Origin of the sequence: Streptomyces sp. NPDC021749 (genome assembly GCF_040640655.1) — a bacterium.
Classification (GTDB): Bacteria; Actinomycetota; Actinomycetes; order Streptomycetales; family Streptomycetaceae; genus Streptomyces.
In genome coordinates, this window is the sequence record NZ_JBFACE010000020.1 from 126,319 (window position 1) to 143,821 (window position 17,503).

General features: G+C 71.4%; 13 protein-coding genes. 6 read left to right on the forward strand and 7 right to left on the reverse strand.

All coding sequences use genetic code 11. From position 1 onward, the window contains the following. Positions 1–5: 5 nt before the first annotated feature. Entirely contained in the window at positions 6–3,245 is a 3,240-nt protein-coding gene (locus AB0G35_RS21165; RefSeq protein ID WP_360951405.1) for an NACHT domain-containing protein, read from the reverse strand. Positions 3,246–3,924: 679 nt separating this feature from the next. Between AB0G35_RS21165 and AB0G35_RS21170 the strand changes: the two genes are divergently transcribed. Further along, positions 3,925–4,623, forward strand: a complete 699-nt coding sequence (locus tag AB0G35_RS21170; protein ID WP_360951408.1) for a M23 family metallopeptidase — start codon at positions 3,925–3,927, stop codon at positions 4,621–4,623. Here the strand turns inward: AB0G35_RS21170 and AB0G35_RS21175 are convergent. Then, complete coding sequence (locus AB0G35_RS21175) at positions 4,605–5,219, reverse strand: helix-turn-helix domain-containing protein (RefSeq protein WP_360951411.1); 615 nt, start codon at positions 5,217–5,219, stop codon at positions 4,605–4,607. The two genes, AB0G35_RS21170 and AB0G35_RS21175, sit on opposite strands and share 19 nt — an antisense overlap. A gap of 251 nt (positions 5,220–5,470) precedes the next feature. Here AB0G35_RS21175 and AB0G35_RS21180 point away from each other — a divergent pair, with 251 nt between their 5' ends. Then, a complete protein-coding gene (locus tag AB0G35_RS21180) occupies positions 5,471–7,000 on the forward strand; it encodes an MDR family MFS transporter (RefSeq protein ID WP_360951460.1) in 1,530 nt (509 codons plus the stop codon). A gap of 659 nt (positions 7,001–7,659) precedes the next feature. On the opposite strand, the gene cseC is transcribed toward AB0G35_RS21180, so the two are convergent. Genes cseC through AB0G35_RS21195 form a run of 3 tightly spaced genes read right to left on the reverse strand, consistent with a single transcriptional unit; the run spans position 7,660 to position 10,208 of the window. Next, positions 7,660–8,961 (reverse strand): two-component system sensor histidine kinase CseC, encoded by a 1,302-nt coding sequence (gene cseC / locus AB0G35_RS21185; RefSeq protein ID WP_360951414.1) that lies wholly within the window; start codon positions 8,959–8,961, stop codon positions 7,660–7,662. 8 nt (positions 8,962–8,969) lie between these two features. Continuing rightward, positions 8,970–9,680: a two-component system response regulator CseB gene (cseB, locus tag AB0G35_RS21190; protein ID WP_360951417.1), complete on the reverse strand. Its 711-nt coding sequence runs from the start codon at positions 9,678–9,680 to the stop codon at positions 8,970–8,972. A 9-nt stretch (positions 9,681–9,689) separates the two neighbouring features. Continuing rightward, the gene (locus AB0G35_RS21195; protein ID WP_360951420.1) at positions 9,690–10,208 is read right to left on the reverse strand and encodes a hypothetical protein; all 519 of its coding nucleotides are present in this window, start codon (positions 10,206–10,208) and stop codon (positions 9,690–9,692) included. 16 nt (positions 10,209–10,224) lie between these two features. Here AB0G35_RS21195 and AB0G35_RS21200 point away from each other — a divergent pair, with 16 nt between their 5' ends. Next, a complete protein-coding gene (locus AB0G35_RS21200; RefSeq protein WP_360951423.1) occupies positions 10,225–10,437 on the forward strand; it encodes a hypothetical protein in 213 nt (70 codons plus the stop codon). A 468-nt stretch (positions 10,438–10,905) separates the two neighbouring features. Here AB0G35_RS21200 and AB0G35_RS21205 read toward each other — a convergent pair whose 3' ends face one another. Then, the gene (locus tag AB0G35_RS21205; RefSeq protein ID WP_360951463.1) at positions 10,906–11,472 is read right to left on the reverse strand and encodes a SigE family RNA polymerase sigma factor; all 567 of its coding nucleotides are present in this window, start codon (positions 11,470–11,472) and stop codon (positions 10,906–10,908) included. Between the two features lie 749 nt (positions 11,473–12,221). Then, positions 12,222–13,181: an A/G-specific adenine glycosylase gene (locus tag AB0G35_RS21210; RefSeq protein WP_360951426.1), complete on the reverse strand. Its 960-nt coding sequence runs from the start codon at positions 13,179–13,181 to the stop codon at positions 12,222–12,224. Positions 13,182–14,034: 853 nt separating this feature from the next. On the opposite strand from AB0G35_RS21210, the gene AB0G35_RS21215 reads away from it, so the two are divergent. The 3 genes from AB0G35_RS21215 (at position 14,035) to AB0G35_RS21225 (ending at position 17,287) form a co-directional block, all read left to right on the forward strand. Next, on the forward strand, positions 14,035–14,700 hold the full coding sequence (locus AB0G35_RS21215; RefSeq protein ID WP_360951429.1) for a pyridoxamine 5'-phosphate oxidase: 666 nt from the start codon (positions 14,035–14,037) through the stop codon (positions 14,698–14,700). A 761-nt stretch (positions 14,701–15,461) separates the two neighbouring features. After that, entirely contained in the window at positions 15,462–15,866 is a 405-nt protein-coding gene (locus AB0G35_RS21220) for a hypothetical protein (RefSeq protein ID WP_360951432.1), read from the forward strand. Positions 15,867–16,297: 431 nt separating this feature from the next. Further along, entirely contained in the window at positions 16,298–17,287 is a 990-nt protein-coding gene (locus tag AB0G35_RS21225; protein WP_360951435.1) for an NAD-dependent epimerase/dehydratase family protein, read from the forward strand. The last annotated feature ends 216 nt before the right edge of the window (positions 17,288–17,503 follow it).

Below are 17,503 nucleotides of genomic sequence, written 5' to 3' on the forward strand. Positions count from 1 at the left end.
CCAGCCTAGGCGCGGGGGCGGGGAGAGAGGGTGAGTTCGGCGTGCGGGGGGAGGGCGGGGGCGGGGTCGGGGCGGAGGTTGTAGAGGCCGACTTCCCGGAGTTCGGACAGCCCGGTCAAGGGGGGAAGGGCGATCGGGGCGTCGATCGCGCCGTAGAGGTGAAGCTCGCGCAGGCCGGGGAAGGCCGGAAGCAGGGTCTCCAGCAGCGCGCTCAGCCGGGCAGCGGACACCCGTGCCGGATTGACCAGGTCGAGGGCCGTGACCTGGGGGAGCCGGACGCCCGGCGGAAGGGCCAGCGACCATACCTCGTCGGACGCCAGGCCCACGGTCAGCCAGCGCAGTTCCGGCAGTGCGGCCAACTCGGCCCACTGATCCTCACCGAATGCGTCCGTGAGCCGGGGCAGAGACAGGCCGCGCAGGCTGGGCCGGGAAGCCAGACCCACGGCCTCGTTCCCGAGGGGCTGGCCGAGCCCCAGAAAGGTCAGGGAATCGCCCGCGGGCAGCGCTGCGATACCGTCCGGCAGCCGGGTGTAGAGGGTCAGGTCGGTGAGGCCGGTCAGCGCGTCGAGCCCGGGCGGGGTCGGCAGATCCTGCTCCGGCGGCCCGGAGAGGTTCAGCGTGCGCAGGCCGAGGTCCGCGAGCGGGGCGAGGCTCTCGACCGCGGGGCACCCCCACAGTGACAGCCACTCCAGGTTCGGGAACGCGCGCAGGAAGCCGAGGTCGGTGATCTCCGGGTTCTCCGTGATCGTCAGGCTTCTGAGCGGCTCGTGGACCAGCCCGTCGAGGAGCTCGCGACCGGTGAACGAGCCGCTCACCGCGATGCGCTGCCGGCCTCCGAGCGCCTTGAGCATGCGTAGCTCCTCGGTGGACCCGGCGGTGATCATCACCTTCTCGTCGAGGTGCCGCAGGACCTCCCGGGCATAGCGCTCGGTGTCGAACACCCGCCAGGACGCGGCGAGTTGCACCCCGACGCGCGCCGCGGCATGGGAACGGAAGCGCTTGATCACTTCGAACGCCGCGTCCGAGGCGATGAGCGCCGCCGTCGCCACCACCTCCTGCGCCTCGTCGTCCTCCAGTCCCTCCGGGCCCGGCAGCAGCTCCAGGACGATCGGGCCCACCTGGGCGAGCAGCCGCGACTCCTCGCGGCTCCGCGGTGGCAGGATCGCCCGCGCCCGCACGTTCACCTCCTCCCGTACGCCCGGGTCGAGTTCCGTCGCGTGCTCCAGGCAGGCAAGGGCGAGCAGGTGGATGCGCAACCCGGTCAGCGGGTCCGCGGCGGAGTCGCCGCGGGTGAGCAACTCCCGCAGCAGCTCGGCCCGTTCGCGCGGCCGGGCGTGGGCCACCGCCATCCGGATCACGTCCTCCCACTGGGCGTCCTCCGCACGGGCCACCAGCAGCCCGAGGTCGCCGTCCTCCACGGCCGCCTTGGCGCCCAGGTAGTCCTGGAACGTGCGGTGCACGAACTGCACCGAACCGGCCACCGGCTCGCGCAGCAGGCCGCTGCGCAGCAGCAGATGGCGCAGCACGGCCGCCGCGTCCCCCTGCCGGGCGGCCGCCGGCACCGCCGGCAGCGCCTCGCCGACGATCCGCTCGGCCCGCTCCCGGTCCAGCTCCGTACGGCCGTTGCGGATCAGCCAGTACGCCAGCCGCTGCAGCAGCTGGATCTGCGGCTCGTCGTTCAGCTCGATGCCCGTGGGGGCGGCCATGTCGCGCTCGCGGTCGCGGCGGGAGAGCAGCATGACCAGCGCCGCGTCGTACAGCTCCTTGCGGCCGGTGGGCAGATAGCCGCGCCGGTCGCGGTGCAGGGCACAGATCAGCCCGCACATCAGCGGGTTGGTGGCGAGCCGGGCGAGGTCCTGCTTGGTGTGGACGGCGGCCAGCAGCGACTGCTCGTACGCGTCGAGGGGGGCGGGGTCCTCGGCGCCCTGGCGGGCCGCGTCGTGCCAGCGGCCGATGAACGCGGCGACCTCGGCGCGGCGCAGCGGCGCCAGCGTCAGCTCGTCGAAACCGTCGGAGGCCAGCCAGTCGTCGCGCACCGCGGAGGGCCGGGTGGTGACCAGCCACAGGTTGTCCGGGAACGCGTCGAGCAGATCGCGCAGCCAGCTCCGGGCCCGGTCGCGCTCGCGGTCCGGGATCTCGTCCAGCCCGTCGACGAGGAGCAGACCCCGCCCGGAGGCCAGGACCCGGTCGGTCCAGCCGTCGGGCCGGGCGCCGGACAGCGGGCAGCCGACGGCCGCCAGGAACCGGTCCGGGGTGGGCAGCGGCGCGCCGTCGCGGGTGAGGGTGCGCAGCGGCAGGACGAACGGGATCCGGCCGTAGAGGTGGGGGAGGGGCGTCTCGCCGGGGGCCTTGGTGCAGGAGACGGCCAGCCACTGCACGAGGGTGCTCTTGCCGGAGCCGGCCACACCGCGCAGCAGCACCCGGTCGCGGCCGGCCAGGGCCTGGTCGGCGGGGAGCGGGGCGGGCGTGCCGGCCGGGTGGGCGCCGTCCTCCTCCCACGGGCCCGGGGGCGTCGGCCCGCGCCCGGCGGCCGGCGTCGCGGCCAGGCTCATGTACGCGGCGTCCAGCGGCCACCGGTCCGGGGAGTGGGTCAGGTCGATGCCGTAGATGGTGAGCCGGCTGTGTTTGCGCGCCACGTAGGTGAGATAGCTGCGCTCGAAGGCGAGGTCCGCGGCCCGCGGGGACGGGTGCCGTTCGAGGAACGCGTCCATGGTGGCGATCAGGCCGTCCAGGCTGCGGCTCTGCTGGACGAGGGTGCGGGCGACGAACGCCGACCGCTGGCTGAAGAAGTGCACGATGTGCAGGCAGGCGGTGTCGAGCAGGGCGTGGTGCAGCAGCTCGGCGTCCCGGGACAGGCCGCGGGCGGCGGACGGAGCCGCGGCCCGCAGGCGGTCGGCGAGGGCGGGAGCGCCGAGGCGGACGGCCTGGACGTCGTCCATGTCGAGGTCGCCGAGGGCGTGCAGGGCGGCGGCCAGCGCATCGGCCACCGCCCGCTCCTCGTCCTCGGGGACCGGCCGCTCGCCGGGGCCGCAGCCGCGTAACGCCCGCCGCACCAGCTCCGCGGCGAGTTTCTGCAGGTCCTTGCGGGTGAGGGTGCACTGCTCGCCGGTGAAGGACACCAGGGCGGAGATCCGTACGGGTGCCGGGACGAGTCCGGCGCCCGGCCCCTCCTTGACGAACAGCTTCCTCACGAGCGGCGCGACCGCGCCGGACGCGAGCCGGATGCCCACTGCTGACGGGTCCATGGTGCGCGCCGCCTCCCCCGTGGCCGGTGACTGTGACCGGTGACTGTGACCGGTGACCGTGGCCGGTGATGTCGTGGGGCCAGGCTAGCCGGGACGGTGTGGCGGCGGTCACGGAATTCGCCATCCCGGGGACCCGAACAATTACCCCGCAATAACCGGATCGGGGTCCGCGAGTAATGCGGGTCACACCCTTCCGGTAATCCAGGTCACACCGTCCGGGTAATCCAGGTCACAACGGAACCGGGTTCGCAGTGACATGGCGCACAGCCGTTTTCCGGCCTACTAGCGGAATTAGGGGAAGGGGCGGGCGGAGGTGTGGGGGTTTCCGGGGGCCGGAGAGGGGGGTGTCGGCGGCGGGGGGCCGGGTGGCGCCCTCACCTGGGCAACGACCGGGTAAAAGCCCTGATCAGGGCCCCTTTGGTGGGCGTATCGACTGTCTGGAATGTGGCGTTTCGACCCGATCGTGCAAAGGTCCCGGCGGAATGCAAGAGGCTCATTCCCCCCGGCCTTTCGTACGGGCCCGCTTAGTAGCAGAGGGGGCTTGGCCCGGTGGCCCCGACCGGTTACCAAGGAATGGCGCTACCGGGCCGCAGCCGGGAAGCCGCGAAATTCCTGATCTCCCCGATCTGCCTGATCTTCCTTGATCTTCCTGATCGAATTCCGGAAGGGAAAAACCCGCATGTCGAAGTTCGCCGCCATTCGCCATTCCAAGAACTCCGCCGGTACGCCGAAGACCGCGAAGTCCCTGCTGCGCCGCCGGGCCGCCGTGGTGGCCGCCGGTCTCGGTGTCTCCGTCGCGCTCGGCGCCGGTGCCGCCTCCGCCGCCGACGGTGGCCTGACGGGCCTCACCTCACACGTCGGCTCCACCGTCAGCGCGCAGGCCGACGCCCAGGCCAAGGCCGCCGCCGACGCCAAGGCCGCCGCGGCCAAGGCCAAGAAGGACGCGGCCAAGAAGGCCGACGCCTGGGTCAAGCCGGTCGACCACTACGTCCTCGGCTCGACCTTCGGTCTGGCCGGCAGCCACTGGGCGCACAACCACAGCGGCCAGGACTTCGTCGTGCCGAGCGGTACCGCGGTCAAGGCCGTCCACAAGGGCACCGTCGTCAAGGCCGGCCCCTGGGGCGGCGGCGACGGCCCGGCGTACGGCAACGCCATCGTGATCAAGCACGACAACGGGGTGTACACCCAGTACGCGCACCTGTCAGTGATCCAGGTCCATGTCGGCCAGCAGGTCGGCGCCGGTCAGCAGATCGCGCTGTCCGGCAGCACCGGGAACTCGACCGGTCCCCACCTGCACTTCGAGGTCCGCACCGGCCCCAACTACGGGTCGGGCATCGAGCCGACCGGATTCCTGCGGGCTCACGGCGACGCCGTCTGAGCTGAATCCGGCCGGGCTGGCCGGCGGTTCGGCGGGTTTGCCGCCGTGACCAGTTCCGTGGCGACCCTGAGGATGGCCTTGCGCTTCTCCTCGGGGTCGCCCTCCACGTGCTGCATCGCGAACATGCCCGCGTGCATGGAGAACAGCGCCGTGATGCAGCGCACCTGATCCGTCAGCTCCGCATCGTCCTCCTTGAGGAGGCCGAAGAGCGTCAGCATGCGCGCCTTGAAGGTCTCGCCGATGCTCAGATCGCGCACCGCCGCCTGGTTCTCCTGCATGAAGCGGAACAGCGGCTCGGCCGTGCGCAGCGCCTCGTGGTAGCGGCGGACCACCTCCAGCTTGGTCTCCAGTGTCCGCGGCTGCTCCTCGGCCCAGGCGATCAGCTCGTCGCAGGGCCTGGCCAGGTCCTGGAACAGGCTGATGACGATGTCTTCCTTGGTCTTGAAGTGGTAGTACAGCGCCGCCTTGGTGACCTCCAGCTTCTCCGCGATCTCCCGCAGCGAGGTCTTCTCGTAGCCCTGTTCGGAGAACAGCTCCAGAGCGACGTCCTGAATGCGCTGGCGGGTGTTCCCCCGGCGCGTCTGCCCTGTGCTCATCGGTGCTCTCCTGCGTTGTCGGTGCTGGTGAGAGGCGTGCCCAGGACCGGGCCAAAGAAACTTACTTGACGCCCGGCTAGTTGGCCGCCTACCGTCCTCACTGTACTGAACTAGCCGGGCGGCAAGTAAGTAGGAGAGAGTGAGAGATGGGGAAGTCGCAGCCTGCGACCCCGACGGGGGACGGACGAATGGCGACGGCCGGGGCGAATCCCCCGGCCGCGCCCGAGGGCAAACGGCCGGCGAGCGTGCGGATGGTGGTCTTCGCGCTGATGATCGCGATGCTCCTCGCGATGCTGGACAACATGATCGTCGGCACCGCGATGCCGACCATCGTCGGTGAACTGGGCGGGCTGGAGCACCTGTCCTGGGTGGTGACCGCCTACACGCTCGCCACCGCCGCCTCGACCCCGATCTGGGGCAAGCTCGGCGACATGTACGGCCGCAAGGGCGTCTTCCTGACGTCCATCGTGATCTTCCTGCTCGGCTCCGCACTGTCCGGCATGGCCCAGGACATGGGCCAGCTCATCGGCTTCCGCGCGCTCCAGGGACTCGGCGCGGGCGGCCTGATGGTCGGCGTCATGGCGATCATCGGCGACCTGGTCCCGCCGCGGGAACGCGGCAAGTACCAGGGCATGATGGCCGGCGTCATGGCCATCGCCATGATCGGCGGCCCGCTCGTCGGTGGCACCCTCACCGACCACCTCGGCTGGCGCTGGAGCTTCTACATCAACCTCCCGCTCGGCGCGGTCGCGCTGATCATGGTTACCGCGGTGCTGCACCTGCCGAAGAAGCGCTCCCGCGCCCGCATCGACTACGTCGGCTCCGCGCTGCTCACCCTCGGCATCACCGCCCTCGTCCTGATCACCACCTGGGGCGGCACCGAGTACGACTGGCTGTCGACGCAGATCATCGGCCTCGGTGTCTTCGGCGTCCTCGCCCTGGCCGCGTTCGTCGTCGTCGAGCGCAAGGTCGCCGAGCCGGTGCTGCCGCTGCACATCTTCCGCAACGGCAACTTCTCGCTCGTCACCGTCATCGGCTTCCTCGTCGGCTTCGTGATGTTCGGGTCGATGACCTTCCTGCCGCTGTTCCAGCAGACCGTGCAGGGCGCCTCGGCCACCAACTCCGGCCTGCTGCTGCTGCCGATGCTGCTGGCGATGATGGCCGTCTCGCTGTTCGCCGGCCGGGTCACCACCCAGACCGGTAAGTACAAGGTCTTCGTCGTGGTCGGCGGCGGTCTGATCACTGCGGGCCTGTCCGTGCTGTCCCTCATGGACACCGACACCAGCCGCTTCACCTCGGGCGTCTACATGGCCGTGCTCGGCGCCGGCATGGGCTTCCTGATGCAGACCACGATGCTGATCGCCCAGAACAGCGTCGAGCTCAAGGACATGGGCGTCGGCTCCTCGTCCGCCACCCTCTTCCGCACCATCGGCGGCTCCTTCGGCGTCGCGATCCTCGGCGCGATCTTCACCAACCAGGTGCAGTCCACGATGGTCGCCCGGCTCGGCAAGGCCGCCGGCGAGAAGATGACCGCCGGCGGCGCCCAGATGGACCCCAAGCGCCTCCCCGAACTGCCTCCGGTGGTCAAGGACGCGTACGCGCACGCGGTGGCGAACGGCACCCACCAGGTCTTCCTGTGGGGCGCCCTGGTCAGCATCATCGGCTTCGCGGTGGCGTGGTTCCTCAAGGAGGTGCCGCTGCGGGGTGGACCCACGGCCAAGCCGGCCGCGGACCCGCAGGGCGGGTCCACGGAGGCGGAACGGGTGCCTACGACTGTCTGACGCCCACGTACCTGTCTGCGTCTGCGGCGCCGCGGTGGTTTCTCGCCGTGGCGCCTGCGGCGGGCGGGTTGTCGTCGGGGGCGGTGACGGGCCGGAGGGCCCTGGTGTGTGGACTGCTTGGCTTTACGCCCACACACCAGGGCCCTCCAGCCCGTCATTTCCCGTTGGGCGCCGGCCCCCGGCCCGTCCCCTCCCATTGGGCGTGGGAATGCGGTGGGTGGGGGTGGACGTTGGGGCATGCAAGGGCGCCTGGGGTCCCGTAGGGGAAGGTCGAACAGATCCCGTAAGGGGTTCGAGGGCCCCCTGTTGGGCCTCAACTCGACGGGCCGGCGCGGGTATTCCCGACACTGCACGACGCCACGTACGGCCGAGGCGAGGTACGGCACGAGGCGACGTAAGGCACGGCACGAGGCGGCGTATGGCACGGCGCGAGGCGGCGTAGAGCTGAACGACAACGCCCGCCCTCACCCACCCACCCCAATCACCCACTCACGGGAGGGGGACAGACCGGAGGGCGAAGTCTGTAGGGCTGTCACCGCACCCGACACACCAACGCCCGCCGCTGGGGGCATCTCCCACGCCCTTCAGGCAGTGGGGGAGCAACGGCGCCCAAGCCCCGCGGCGGTGCGGCCGACCACGTACGGGGCGCCGCAAACGCCCTACCGGTCCGGCAGGTGAATGACGGGAAAGCTCCCCGTATTCGTCGGGGCGTTCTCCGGCAGCCAGAGGACGGAGATCGCGCCGGTCGAGCCGTCCGTCAGTTCATCCGCATTGCGGAACGTCAGGCGGGCGCCCAGCACACGGGCCTGACCTGCAGCGATCGTCAGGCCCAGCCCGTGGCCGCGGCCCGCCCGGTCGCTGCTGCCGGTGCGGAACCGGCTCGGGCCCTCGCGGAGCAGCGCCTCCGGGAAACCCGGCCCGTGATCGCGGACCCGCAGCACCCGGCCCTCGACCGTCACCTCGATCGGCGGCTTGCCGTGCCGCGCCGCGTTCGCGATCAGATTGCCCAGGATCCGCTCCAGCCGGCGCGGATCGGTGGTCACCTCGGCGCCCCGTACGACATCGATCACGATGTCCGGGTCCAGGGCCCGCACCCGGCGGGTGACGAACTCGCCCAGCGCCACGTCCTGCAGCTCCGCCCGCTCGGCGTAGCCGTCCAGCCGGGCCACCTCCAAAACGTCCTCGACGAGCGTCCGCAGCGCCTGCGCACGGTCCCGGACCAGCTCCGAGGGGCGGCCCGGTGGCAGCAGCTCGGCCGCGGTCAGCAGACCGGTGACCGGCGTGCGCAGCTCATGGGCGATGTCCGCGGTCACCCGCCGCTCGGCCTCGATCCGCTCCTGCAGCGCGTCCGACATGGCGTCCACCGCCCACGCCAGATCGTCCGTCTCGTCCCGGACCCGGCCCCCGACCTCGTCGCGGATCCGCACCGACCGGTCCCCGTCGGCCAGCTTCCCGGCCGCCGCGGCCGCCTTCCGCAGCCGCTTGGACAGCCGCCCGCCGACCAGTACGCCCAGCGCACAGCCGCCCACCACCACGGCGGTCGAACCGATCAGCAGCGCCTGGTCCAGATCGTCCAGAACGGCGAAACGGTCCGGGAACCGGTCGTGCATCGACAGCACCCGCCCGTCGCTCAACGGCGTCGCCGCCCACACCTCGGGCGCCGTCTCCCCGGTGTCCTGCAGATACGTGGCGCGCTCGTTCTCCGCGACCTCCCGGCGCAGCGGCTCCGGCAGCTCCGGATCGTCGAGCTTCGCCCCGAACTGCAGCCGGTTGGTCGACTCGAAGATCTTCTGGGTGAAGTTCAGCCGCTCGACCTGCACGTCCCGGCTGTTGTCGAGCATGGAATGGCGGGCCGCGTTGTGCACGACGAGGCTCAGCGCGATCGCGACCAGCGCTCCGACGAGCGCGATCGCGGCGCTGAGCTTCCATCTCAGCCCGGTACGCAGGGCCAGCCTCACCACCGGCGGCGTCAGCCTCTCAGCTTGTATCCGAAGCCGCGGACCGTCTCGATCCGGTCCTGGCCGATCTTGCCGCGCAGCCGCTGGACGTGGACGTCCACGACCCGGGTGTCACCGCCCCAGCCGTAGTCCCACACCCGCTCCAGCAGCCGGTCGCGCGAGAGGACCGTACCCGGCGCGTTGGAGAACTCCAGCAGCAGCCGCATCTCGGTCGGCGTCAGCGCCACGTTCTCGCCGCCCTTGCGGACCTCCATGCCCTCGGTGTCGACCTCCAGATCACCGAACCGCAGCACCGCCTCGTCCGGGCCGTCGTCCGCCGCCGCGGCCGGCCTGCCGCCGTCCGGGCCGCTGGCGTGCCCGAACCGGCGCAGCACCGCACGGATCCGCGCCACCAGCACCGCCCCGTCGAACGGCTTGGTGACGTAGTCGTCCGCACCCGCCTCCAGGCCCAGCACCACGTCGATCGAGTCGGCCCGCGCCGACAGCATGATCACCGGAACCGTCGACTCGTCACGGATCCGCCGGCACAGACTGACCCCGTCCAGCCCCGGCACCATCACGTCGAGCAGCGCGATGTCCGGACGGTTCGCACGGAACGCCTCCAGCCCCGCGAGCCCGTCCGGCATCGCGGTGACCACGAATCCGTCCCGCTCCAGCGCGAGCTGCGTCGCCTCACGAATGACGTCGTCGTCCTCGACGAAAAGCACATGGGTGTCGGCCATGCGGTTGTCTCAACCCTCCGATCCCGCGCCGCTGTCCTCCGGCCCGGGGCTGCTGTCGACGGTGGTCTTGCTGGTGGTCGTGCTGTAGTCGGTGTGGTACCCGCCGGTCCGGGTGAACCGGTCGCCCGCCCAGCGGTACGTCACCACGTCCTCACCGGACGGACAGCACACCTTGTCGCCGGCTGTGTAGGTCTGCTTCGAGACCTCCAGCTCACCCTTGGTGACCGCGGCGGAGACCGACGGCTGCTCGTTCGCATACACGTTGTCATACCCGTCCTTCGCCCCGCTGTCCCTGCGGTACACGTAGGAGCCGATCCCCACGGAATCCGCGCAGGTCATGACGTTGACGATGACATCGGGCGACGAACCGCCGGTCAGCGACGCGTACGTCACCTCCACCGGATACTCGTCGGCGGCGCACGGCTTGTACAAGGACTTCTTCACATCCGCGCCGACCTTCGGATCGTCCCGCATCAGCCGGACCGCGTCGACCTTCTTGTACCCGGCCGACGAGCTCGGACTCGGCACGCTGCTCGCCGCCCCCTTGGGCACCGGGGTGCTGCTGGCCGACCCCTCGCTGCGCACACCCTCGCCCCCCGGATTGCACCCGGCCAGCAAAAGGCCGACAGCGGCCACCCCCGCCGTGGCCGCGCCGCCTCTGGTCAACCCGAACCTGGTCAACCTGTTCCTGGACAATCCGCTCCTGCTCACCGTGCTGCTCGCACAGCCGCCGATCCCGCTGCTGCTCGTGAAGTGACTGACGTGTGTGTACTGGCGTGTGTGTTCTGGCGTGTGTTCTGGCGTGTGTACTGGCGTGTTCGTGAGGTGCCTGTACCGAAAGTATTCGCTGGTGTCCGCTGCCGAGGAAACCCGCCGTGACGACGTGACGCCGTACGTCGAGCTGTACCGCTCGGCGAAGCCGGCCCTGACGTGTCGCACGACCCGTCCCGTGACCTGTCCTGTGAGGTGTCACATGACCTGTCCGGTGACGTGTCACATGACCTGTCCCGTGTCGTGTCACATGGCCTGTCCCGTGACGTGTTCCCTGAGGTGATTGTGACGCGTCGACCGGTGAACCGTACGACTCCGGACCACGTGACCGTTTTCACACATTTGTCATGCGAGTGATCGCCGGTGTCACGCGAGTGATCGCCGGTGCCATGCGGATGATCGCCGGGGACTCCGCCCGCACGCCGCGCCGTGCACCGGCCGGCGCCGTCTGCCATCAGGCCGCGCACCGCTCCTGGTCCTGCCGCGCCCGCTCCTGCTCGCCGCGCTCCAGCATCCGCGCGTCGATGTCCCGGGCCTGCAGCTCCTGACGCAGCCGCGCCAGCGCACGGTGCAGCGTGCTCTTGACCGTGCCCGTGGACATCCCGAGCGCGGCGGCCGTCTCCTCCGTGCTCATCTGCTCCCAGTGCCGCAGCACGACGACGCTGCGCTGCTTGGGAGCCAGCACCCCGAGGATGTCCATCAGCAGGGCCCGGTCCGCGCGCTGCTCGGTGCCGTCGTCCACGCTCGCGTCCGGCAGCTGCTCGGTGGGCACCTCCTCCAGTTTCCGGGCCCGCCACCACTCCGTACGGGTGTTGATCATGACGCGACGGAGGTAGGCGTCGGCCAGCGACTTGTCCGCGATCCCGTCCCAGCGGCCGTACGTCCGCACCAGCGCCGTCTGCAGCAGGTCCTGGGCGTCGACCGGATCGGGCACCAGACGCCGGGCGCTGCGCAGCAGGGCATCCTGCCGCGTCCGCACGTACTCTTCGAAGTCCAGTACCTTGCCGCCGCTGGTCGCCATCCCGACGCCTCCGATCCGCTTGCGTTTCCCCACGTTGACTGCGCTGGCGGTCATCTCCAGCACGGGGAAGACGCTACGGAGGGGGTGTTGCGGCGTAATGTGCGTCGGCCCCACAGCGAGTGCACGGAAAACCCTCGGTTGTGTAACAGCCCGCCGGGGGTCATACCTCGGGGGGACGGCGGCCCCCGCCCCGTCATACTCCGGACGGATACCACCCCCACCAAAAGGCCCACGAGGGCCACGCCACCCGTCACACACCCGTCACGGCGCACGCCGCGCCAGCTGTCACGACACCCTCACCGCCCGCGTCACGGTCCCCTCACCGCACGCGTTACGGTCCCTCACCGCTGGCGTCACGGCACGTCCACCGCCCACGTCACGGCACGCCCCGCATCACGCCCTGCCCCGCATCACGGGTCACGGCAGGCGTCCGGTGCTGCATCCAGTGCTGCATCGTCCAGTGCTGCATCGTCCAGAGCTGCGTTGTCCAGGGCTGTGTCGTCCAGTGCTGTGTCGTTCAGAGTGGCGTTGGACAGTGCTGCGTCCGGTGACGGGCCTGGTGCCCCGTCCGCTGTCGCGCGCCCGGCCGAAGAATCCCCATCCCATCCAGCCAATTACCGACCCTTTTCAGCCATGAAAAGCAGTCAGGGACGGCTGCGGAGGCAGCCGTCCCTGGGTGTGCCGGGGGCCTGAGTGTGCCCGGGCGCTGGGTGCGCGCGTATGACGACAGCGGGCAATGCGTGTGGCTGTTACGACAGCGGCAACCGGTACCGTCCGCCGCCCAGCGGCTCCACCAGGCCGTCCGAGACCAGCCCGTCCAGTGCCCGGGCGCGCTGCACCGGCTCGTCCCACACCGCGTCCAGCACCTGCTGCGGCACCGGAGCCACCGCCTCCCGCAGTACCGCGAGCAGCTTCCCGCGCACCTGCCGGTCGGTACCGGCGTACGTCTGGGTGCGCCGCGGCGGACCCTCGTGCGCCGGGGAACCGGCCAGCCGCCACGCGCACTGCGCGGCGATCGGGCAACGGTGGCACTCCGGCGCGCGCGCCGTACACAACAGCGCACCCAGCTCCATCGTGGCCGCCGCCCAGCGCGCAGCCAGGCCCTCGTCCTCGGGCAGCAGTTGGCGGGCGAGCTTGCGCTCGGCTGCGGTGGTGGCGTTCGGCGGGAACTGCCGGCCGGCCACCGCGCGTGCGAACACCCGCCGCACGTTCGTGTCCAGCACCGCGTGCCGCTGCCCGTACGCGAACGAGGCGACCGCCGCCGCGGTGTACTCGCCGACACCGGGCAGCGCCAGCAACTGGGCGTGCTCACGCGGTACGTCACCGCCGTGCCGCTCCTGTATCGCGGACGCGGCGGCGTGCAGCCGCAGCGCGCGCCGCGGATAGCCGAGCCGGCCCCAGGCGCGGACCGCCTCGCCCGGCGCCTCGGCGGCCAGGTCGGCGGGGCGCGGCCAGCGGGCCAGCCACTGCTCGTACACCGGCAGCACTCTGCTGACCGGCGTCTGCTGGAGCATGAACTCGCTCACCATCACACCCCAGGCGCCCGCCTCGGGGCGGCGCCAGGGCAGATCGCGGGCATGCTCGTCGAACCAGTCGGTGACCGGCCCGTGCAGCGCGGTCCCGTCTGCGGCCTCCGCGGCCGGAACGGCGGCGGAAGCGGTCTCGGCGGCGTCGGTCGGGGCAGATGAGGTGACAGGCGTCGAAGTCATGGCACCGACGATCCTGGCACGTCCGCACGCGCCCAGGAAACGCACCGGGCGCGCCCCGCCGCACGCCCACCCACTCGCAGGACGACTACGTACGCACACCTGGCCGCTACCGCCGGTACGCCACCCCTCGTCGACCGACACCGGCAACCCCAGAAAACCCCCTGCGACCCGCCTACGATCCGCCTACGTTCCGCGGGAACTGACTACTCTCCGTAATCGTTGCCGGAATAGAAGGAGGCGACAAGGCGGAACAAGGCAAGGCAAGGGAAGGCGAGACGAGGTGAGGCGAGGTGAGAAGAGGTGAGGCGAGGTGAGGTGAAGGAGAGCACGGTGGCGCGGGCGAGCCCGAGCAGAGGTAGGCAGAGTCACAGGCAGACGCAGGCACCGACGGTGTAACGAGGTAATGAGGTAGCGAGGACAGGAGCAGCACAGGCCCGCAGCGTCTCCCTGGCCACAGGGCACGCAAAGGCCGGGTACGCCGCGGCTGGTCACAAGGCGCAGGGCACGGTGCAAGGAACAAGGCACAAGGTGCAAGGCCGGAATACGGACATGGGACATGGCGGAGATGAGCGACAGCGACAGGCAGATGCCGCAGATACCAGAAGCGAGCGACCGGCGTACGGCGGCGACGGGCGCTAGCGACAGCGAGCCCCCGCGTGACGGCGAGCCCCCGCGTGACAGTCAGTCTGCGCGTGACAGCCGGTCCCCGAGTGACAGCGAGTCCGCGCGCAGCGGCGAGCCCCTGCGCAGCGGCGAGCCCCTGCGCGGCGCCGGGCGCGGTCCGGCCGGCCCGGCCGCGAGCCCTCCGCCCTGCCCGCACTCGATCCAGCAGGCACTGGCCTCCCATACGACGATGACCCTGGCGTACGTGGACGAGGACGGCCCCCAGGCCTGCGCGGTGCTGTACGCCACCGACGCCACGCCTGACGATGCCGCCCATGCCGGCCAGCTCCCTGGCGGAACCGACGCCGCCGCCGACGCCGGCGCCGGGGAGGCCCCCGGCAGGGGGGCCGAGTCGGCGGGGGCGAACCGAGTCGCCGGCGGGGTGGTGTCGGCGGAGGCGGTCGCGTCGGCCGACCCGGGGAAGACGGCCGACGCGCGGAAGACGGTCGAGGCGGGGGAGGTGGCCGACGCGAGGGAGACGGCAGCAGAGGCAGTGGTCGGCGCGGTGGGCGGGCCGCTGCTGTACTTCGTCACGTCGACCTCGACCCGTCACGGCCGGGCTCTGGCGGCCCCGGCGGCCCGGGTCGCCTTCACGGCGCAGCGCGACGGCCAGGAGTGGAGCGGGCTGACGGGGATTCAGGGCCGCGGGCGTTGTCGGCCACTGTCGGGCGCCGAGCGGGCCGTCGGCTGGCGGGCCTACACCCGGCGCTTCCCCTTCGTCGAGGCGGACGAGCGGCTGCGGGCCGCGCTGGAGCGCACCACCCTCTGGGAACTGCGCCCCGACTGGCTGCGGCTGATCGACAACGGTCAGGGCTTCGGCCACAAGGAGGAGTGGCGGCGAACGGAGGGACCGTAGGCGCTGCAGGAGGACGTGTCGGTGGCGCCGGGGAGGAGGGCGGCGTCGGCGGTGCTGGGGAGGACGGCGTCGGGGGCGGTGCTGTCTCGTGCCGGTTGCCGGTTGCCGGTGCCGGTGCCGGTGCCGGTGGCGGTGGTGGGTCGCGCGGGGGCGGGGGATGCGGCGGTGGGGCGGTGGTGGATGGATGGGGTTCGTGGGGCGGAAGGGATGTGTGTGGGGGGTTGGGTGGGTGTGGGAGGTGGGGCCGGGCTGATCATGGGAAAAGTTGCAGTCTGATGCGGCGGTTAGTGGCCGGTGCGGCTGCTGATCTCTCGTAGAGTTTCCGCGTGGGATCACTGCGCAATCCGATCGGGCCGCTTCCCTCCTCCATCTACTGGCGGCGGAGGGCCGTTGCGCTGGCCATCGTCGTACTGCTCGCCCTACTGGTCGTGTGGGCCCTCAACTTGAGCGGTGGGGGCAACAACGGCGACGAGGGCAAGGGCGGTGCGCACGGGAAGGGGCCCGCGACGTCGATCACGCCTGGACCCTCGTCCGCGGGCCCGGCGATCAGCCAAAAGCCGGGCGGCCGCGGGGAATCGGGGTCCGGAGGGGAGTCAGGGGAGGACTCCGGGTCCGGCGGTGGTGCGGGTTCCTCGGGTGGCGGTAGCGGTGAGGACGGCGGGGCCGGTGGTGGTTCCGGAGGCGGAGCGTCGGGTGGTGGCGCAGGGGCCGGTGGGCCGATCGGGCAGGGGTCCGGCAAGGGTGTTCCGGCCAGTTCTTCGTTGCCCAACTGCACTGATCCGGACGTCGAGTTGGTGCTGCGGAGCGTGAAGGGCTCGTACGGGCCCGACAAGAAGCCGAAGTTCGAGCTGACCGTCAAGAACACGGCTGATGCCGCCTGCAAGGTGGACCTCGGGCAGAAGGCAGCGGTGCTCACGATCAGTGACACCGCGGGCGACGAACGGGTGTGGGCCTCGAACGACTGCCCCTTGGGCACCGCGCCGGCGCTGTTGCAGGTGCCGGCCAACGGCTCCGTGAAGCGCACCGTCGAGTGGGACCGGCGGGCGAGCGGTCCGCAGTGCGCGACGCCCAGTTCGGCCACGGTGCCGGCCGGCAAGTACCGGATCGAGGCCAAGGTGCCTGGGCTGAAGTCCGCCCGTACGTCGTTCGTTCTGGCCGAGGACTGAGGGCCAAGGGCGAGACTGAGGGCCAACGGCGAGGCTGAGGGGCAAGGGCGGGGGCTGAGCGTTCAGGGCGGGGGCTGAGCGCTCGGGGCGAGGGTTGAGCTTTCAGCGCGTGGATTGAATCGAGCGGCCAGCGCGTTCGGCGTTGGCCGTTGGTTGTCGGGCATTGCGCGTTGGCCGTTGCCCGTTGCCCGTTGGATGTTGGGCGTGGGTCCGGTCGCCGTTGGTGGGTGTTGTACGTGCCCTTCGGGCGTGTGCTGCGCCGCCCCGTGGCCGTTATCGCCGGCCGGCCGGCGCCGCGGGATCGTAACGGCTCTCGGCCCTCCCGCGCCGCTGTGATCGGAGGCCGTGCTTCCGGTAATTCCGCTGGCAGGGATTCCGCTGAGGGCGTGCGGTGCTGGTTCGGGGCAAGCGGGTCCGGCACAGTCGGCCGTATGAAGCTATTGATGCTGGGCGGTACGGAGTTCGTGGGGCGGGCGGTCGCCGAGGCGGCGGTGGCGCGGGGCTGGCAGGTGACCGTGTTTCACCGAGGGAGGCATGCGGCGCCGGAGGGCGTGATGGCCTTGCACGGGGAACGGGGGGCGGCGGGCCCGGAGGGGCTCGCGGCACTGCGGGACGGGGAATGGGACGCCGTTGTGGACACCTGGAGCGGTGCGCCCTCGGCGGTGCGGGACGCGGCGCGGCTGCTGGCCGGGCGGGTCGGCAGATACGCGTACGTGTCGAGCCGGTCGGTGTACGCGTATCCGGCGGCGTACGGGCTGGACGAGGACGGGCCGTTGGTGGCGGGATCCGCGGACGCCATGGATGCCGAGGACTACGCGGCGGCCAAGCGGGGCGGGGAACTGGCGGCGCTGGACGCGTTCGGGGAGCGGGCGCTGCTGGTGCGGGCCGGGTTGATCCTCGGGCCGTACGAGAACATCGGGCGGTTGCCGTGGTGGCTGGGCCGGATCGCTCGCGGCGGGCCGGTTCTGGCGCCGGGGCCGCGGGAGATGGCGCTGCAGTACGTGGATGTGCGTGATCTTGCGGAGTGGACGCTGGACGCGCTGGAGGGCGGGCTCGGCGGGGCGTACAACCTGGTGAGCGAGATCGGGCACGCCACGATGGGGGAGCTGCTGGAGAGTTGTGTGCGGGTCACCGGCTCGGCGGCGGAGCTGCGCTGGACGGCGCCGGAGGATGTGCTCGCGGCCGGTGTGGAGCCGTGGACCGAGTTGCCGGTGTGGCTGGCGCCGGGTGAGTTGCGGGATGCGCTCTACGGGGCGGATGTGTCGCGGGCGTTGGCAACGGGGCTGCGGTGCCGGCCGGTCGCGGAGACGGTGGCCGATACGTGGGCGTGGTTGCGGAGCATCGGCGGGGCGGCGCCGCTGCGTCCGGATCGGCCGGTGGTGGGGCTGGCGGAGGAGAAGGAGGCGGCGGTGCTGCGGTAGCGCCAGAGGGTAGCGAGGGGAGCGCCGGAGGGGGCGGAGGGGTGGGGTGGGGCGGGAGGTGGGGGAGGGGGCGGGGGGGGGACCTTAATACTGCAACCGCATGTGGTGTGACTGTGTGGGGTGGGGCTCGTTGGTGTGACTGTGTGAGAAGTCGCTGACGGTTGAGCAGATCGAGTCGTGGTCCGAGGGTGTAGCGGATTTGCATGCCCGGTTCGG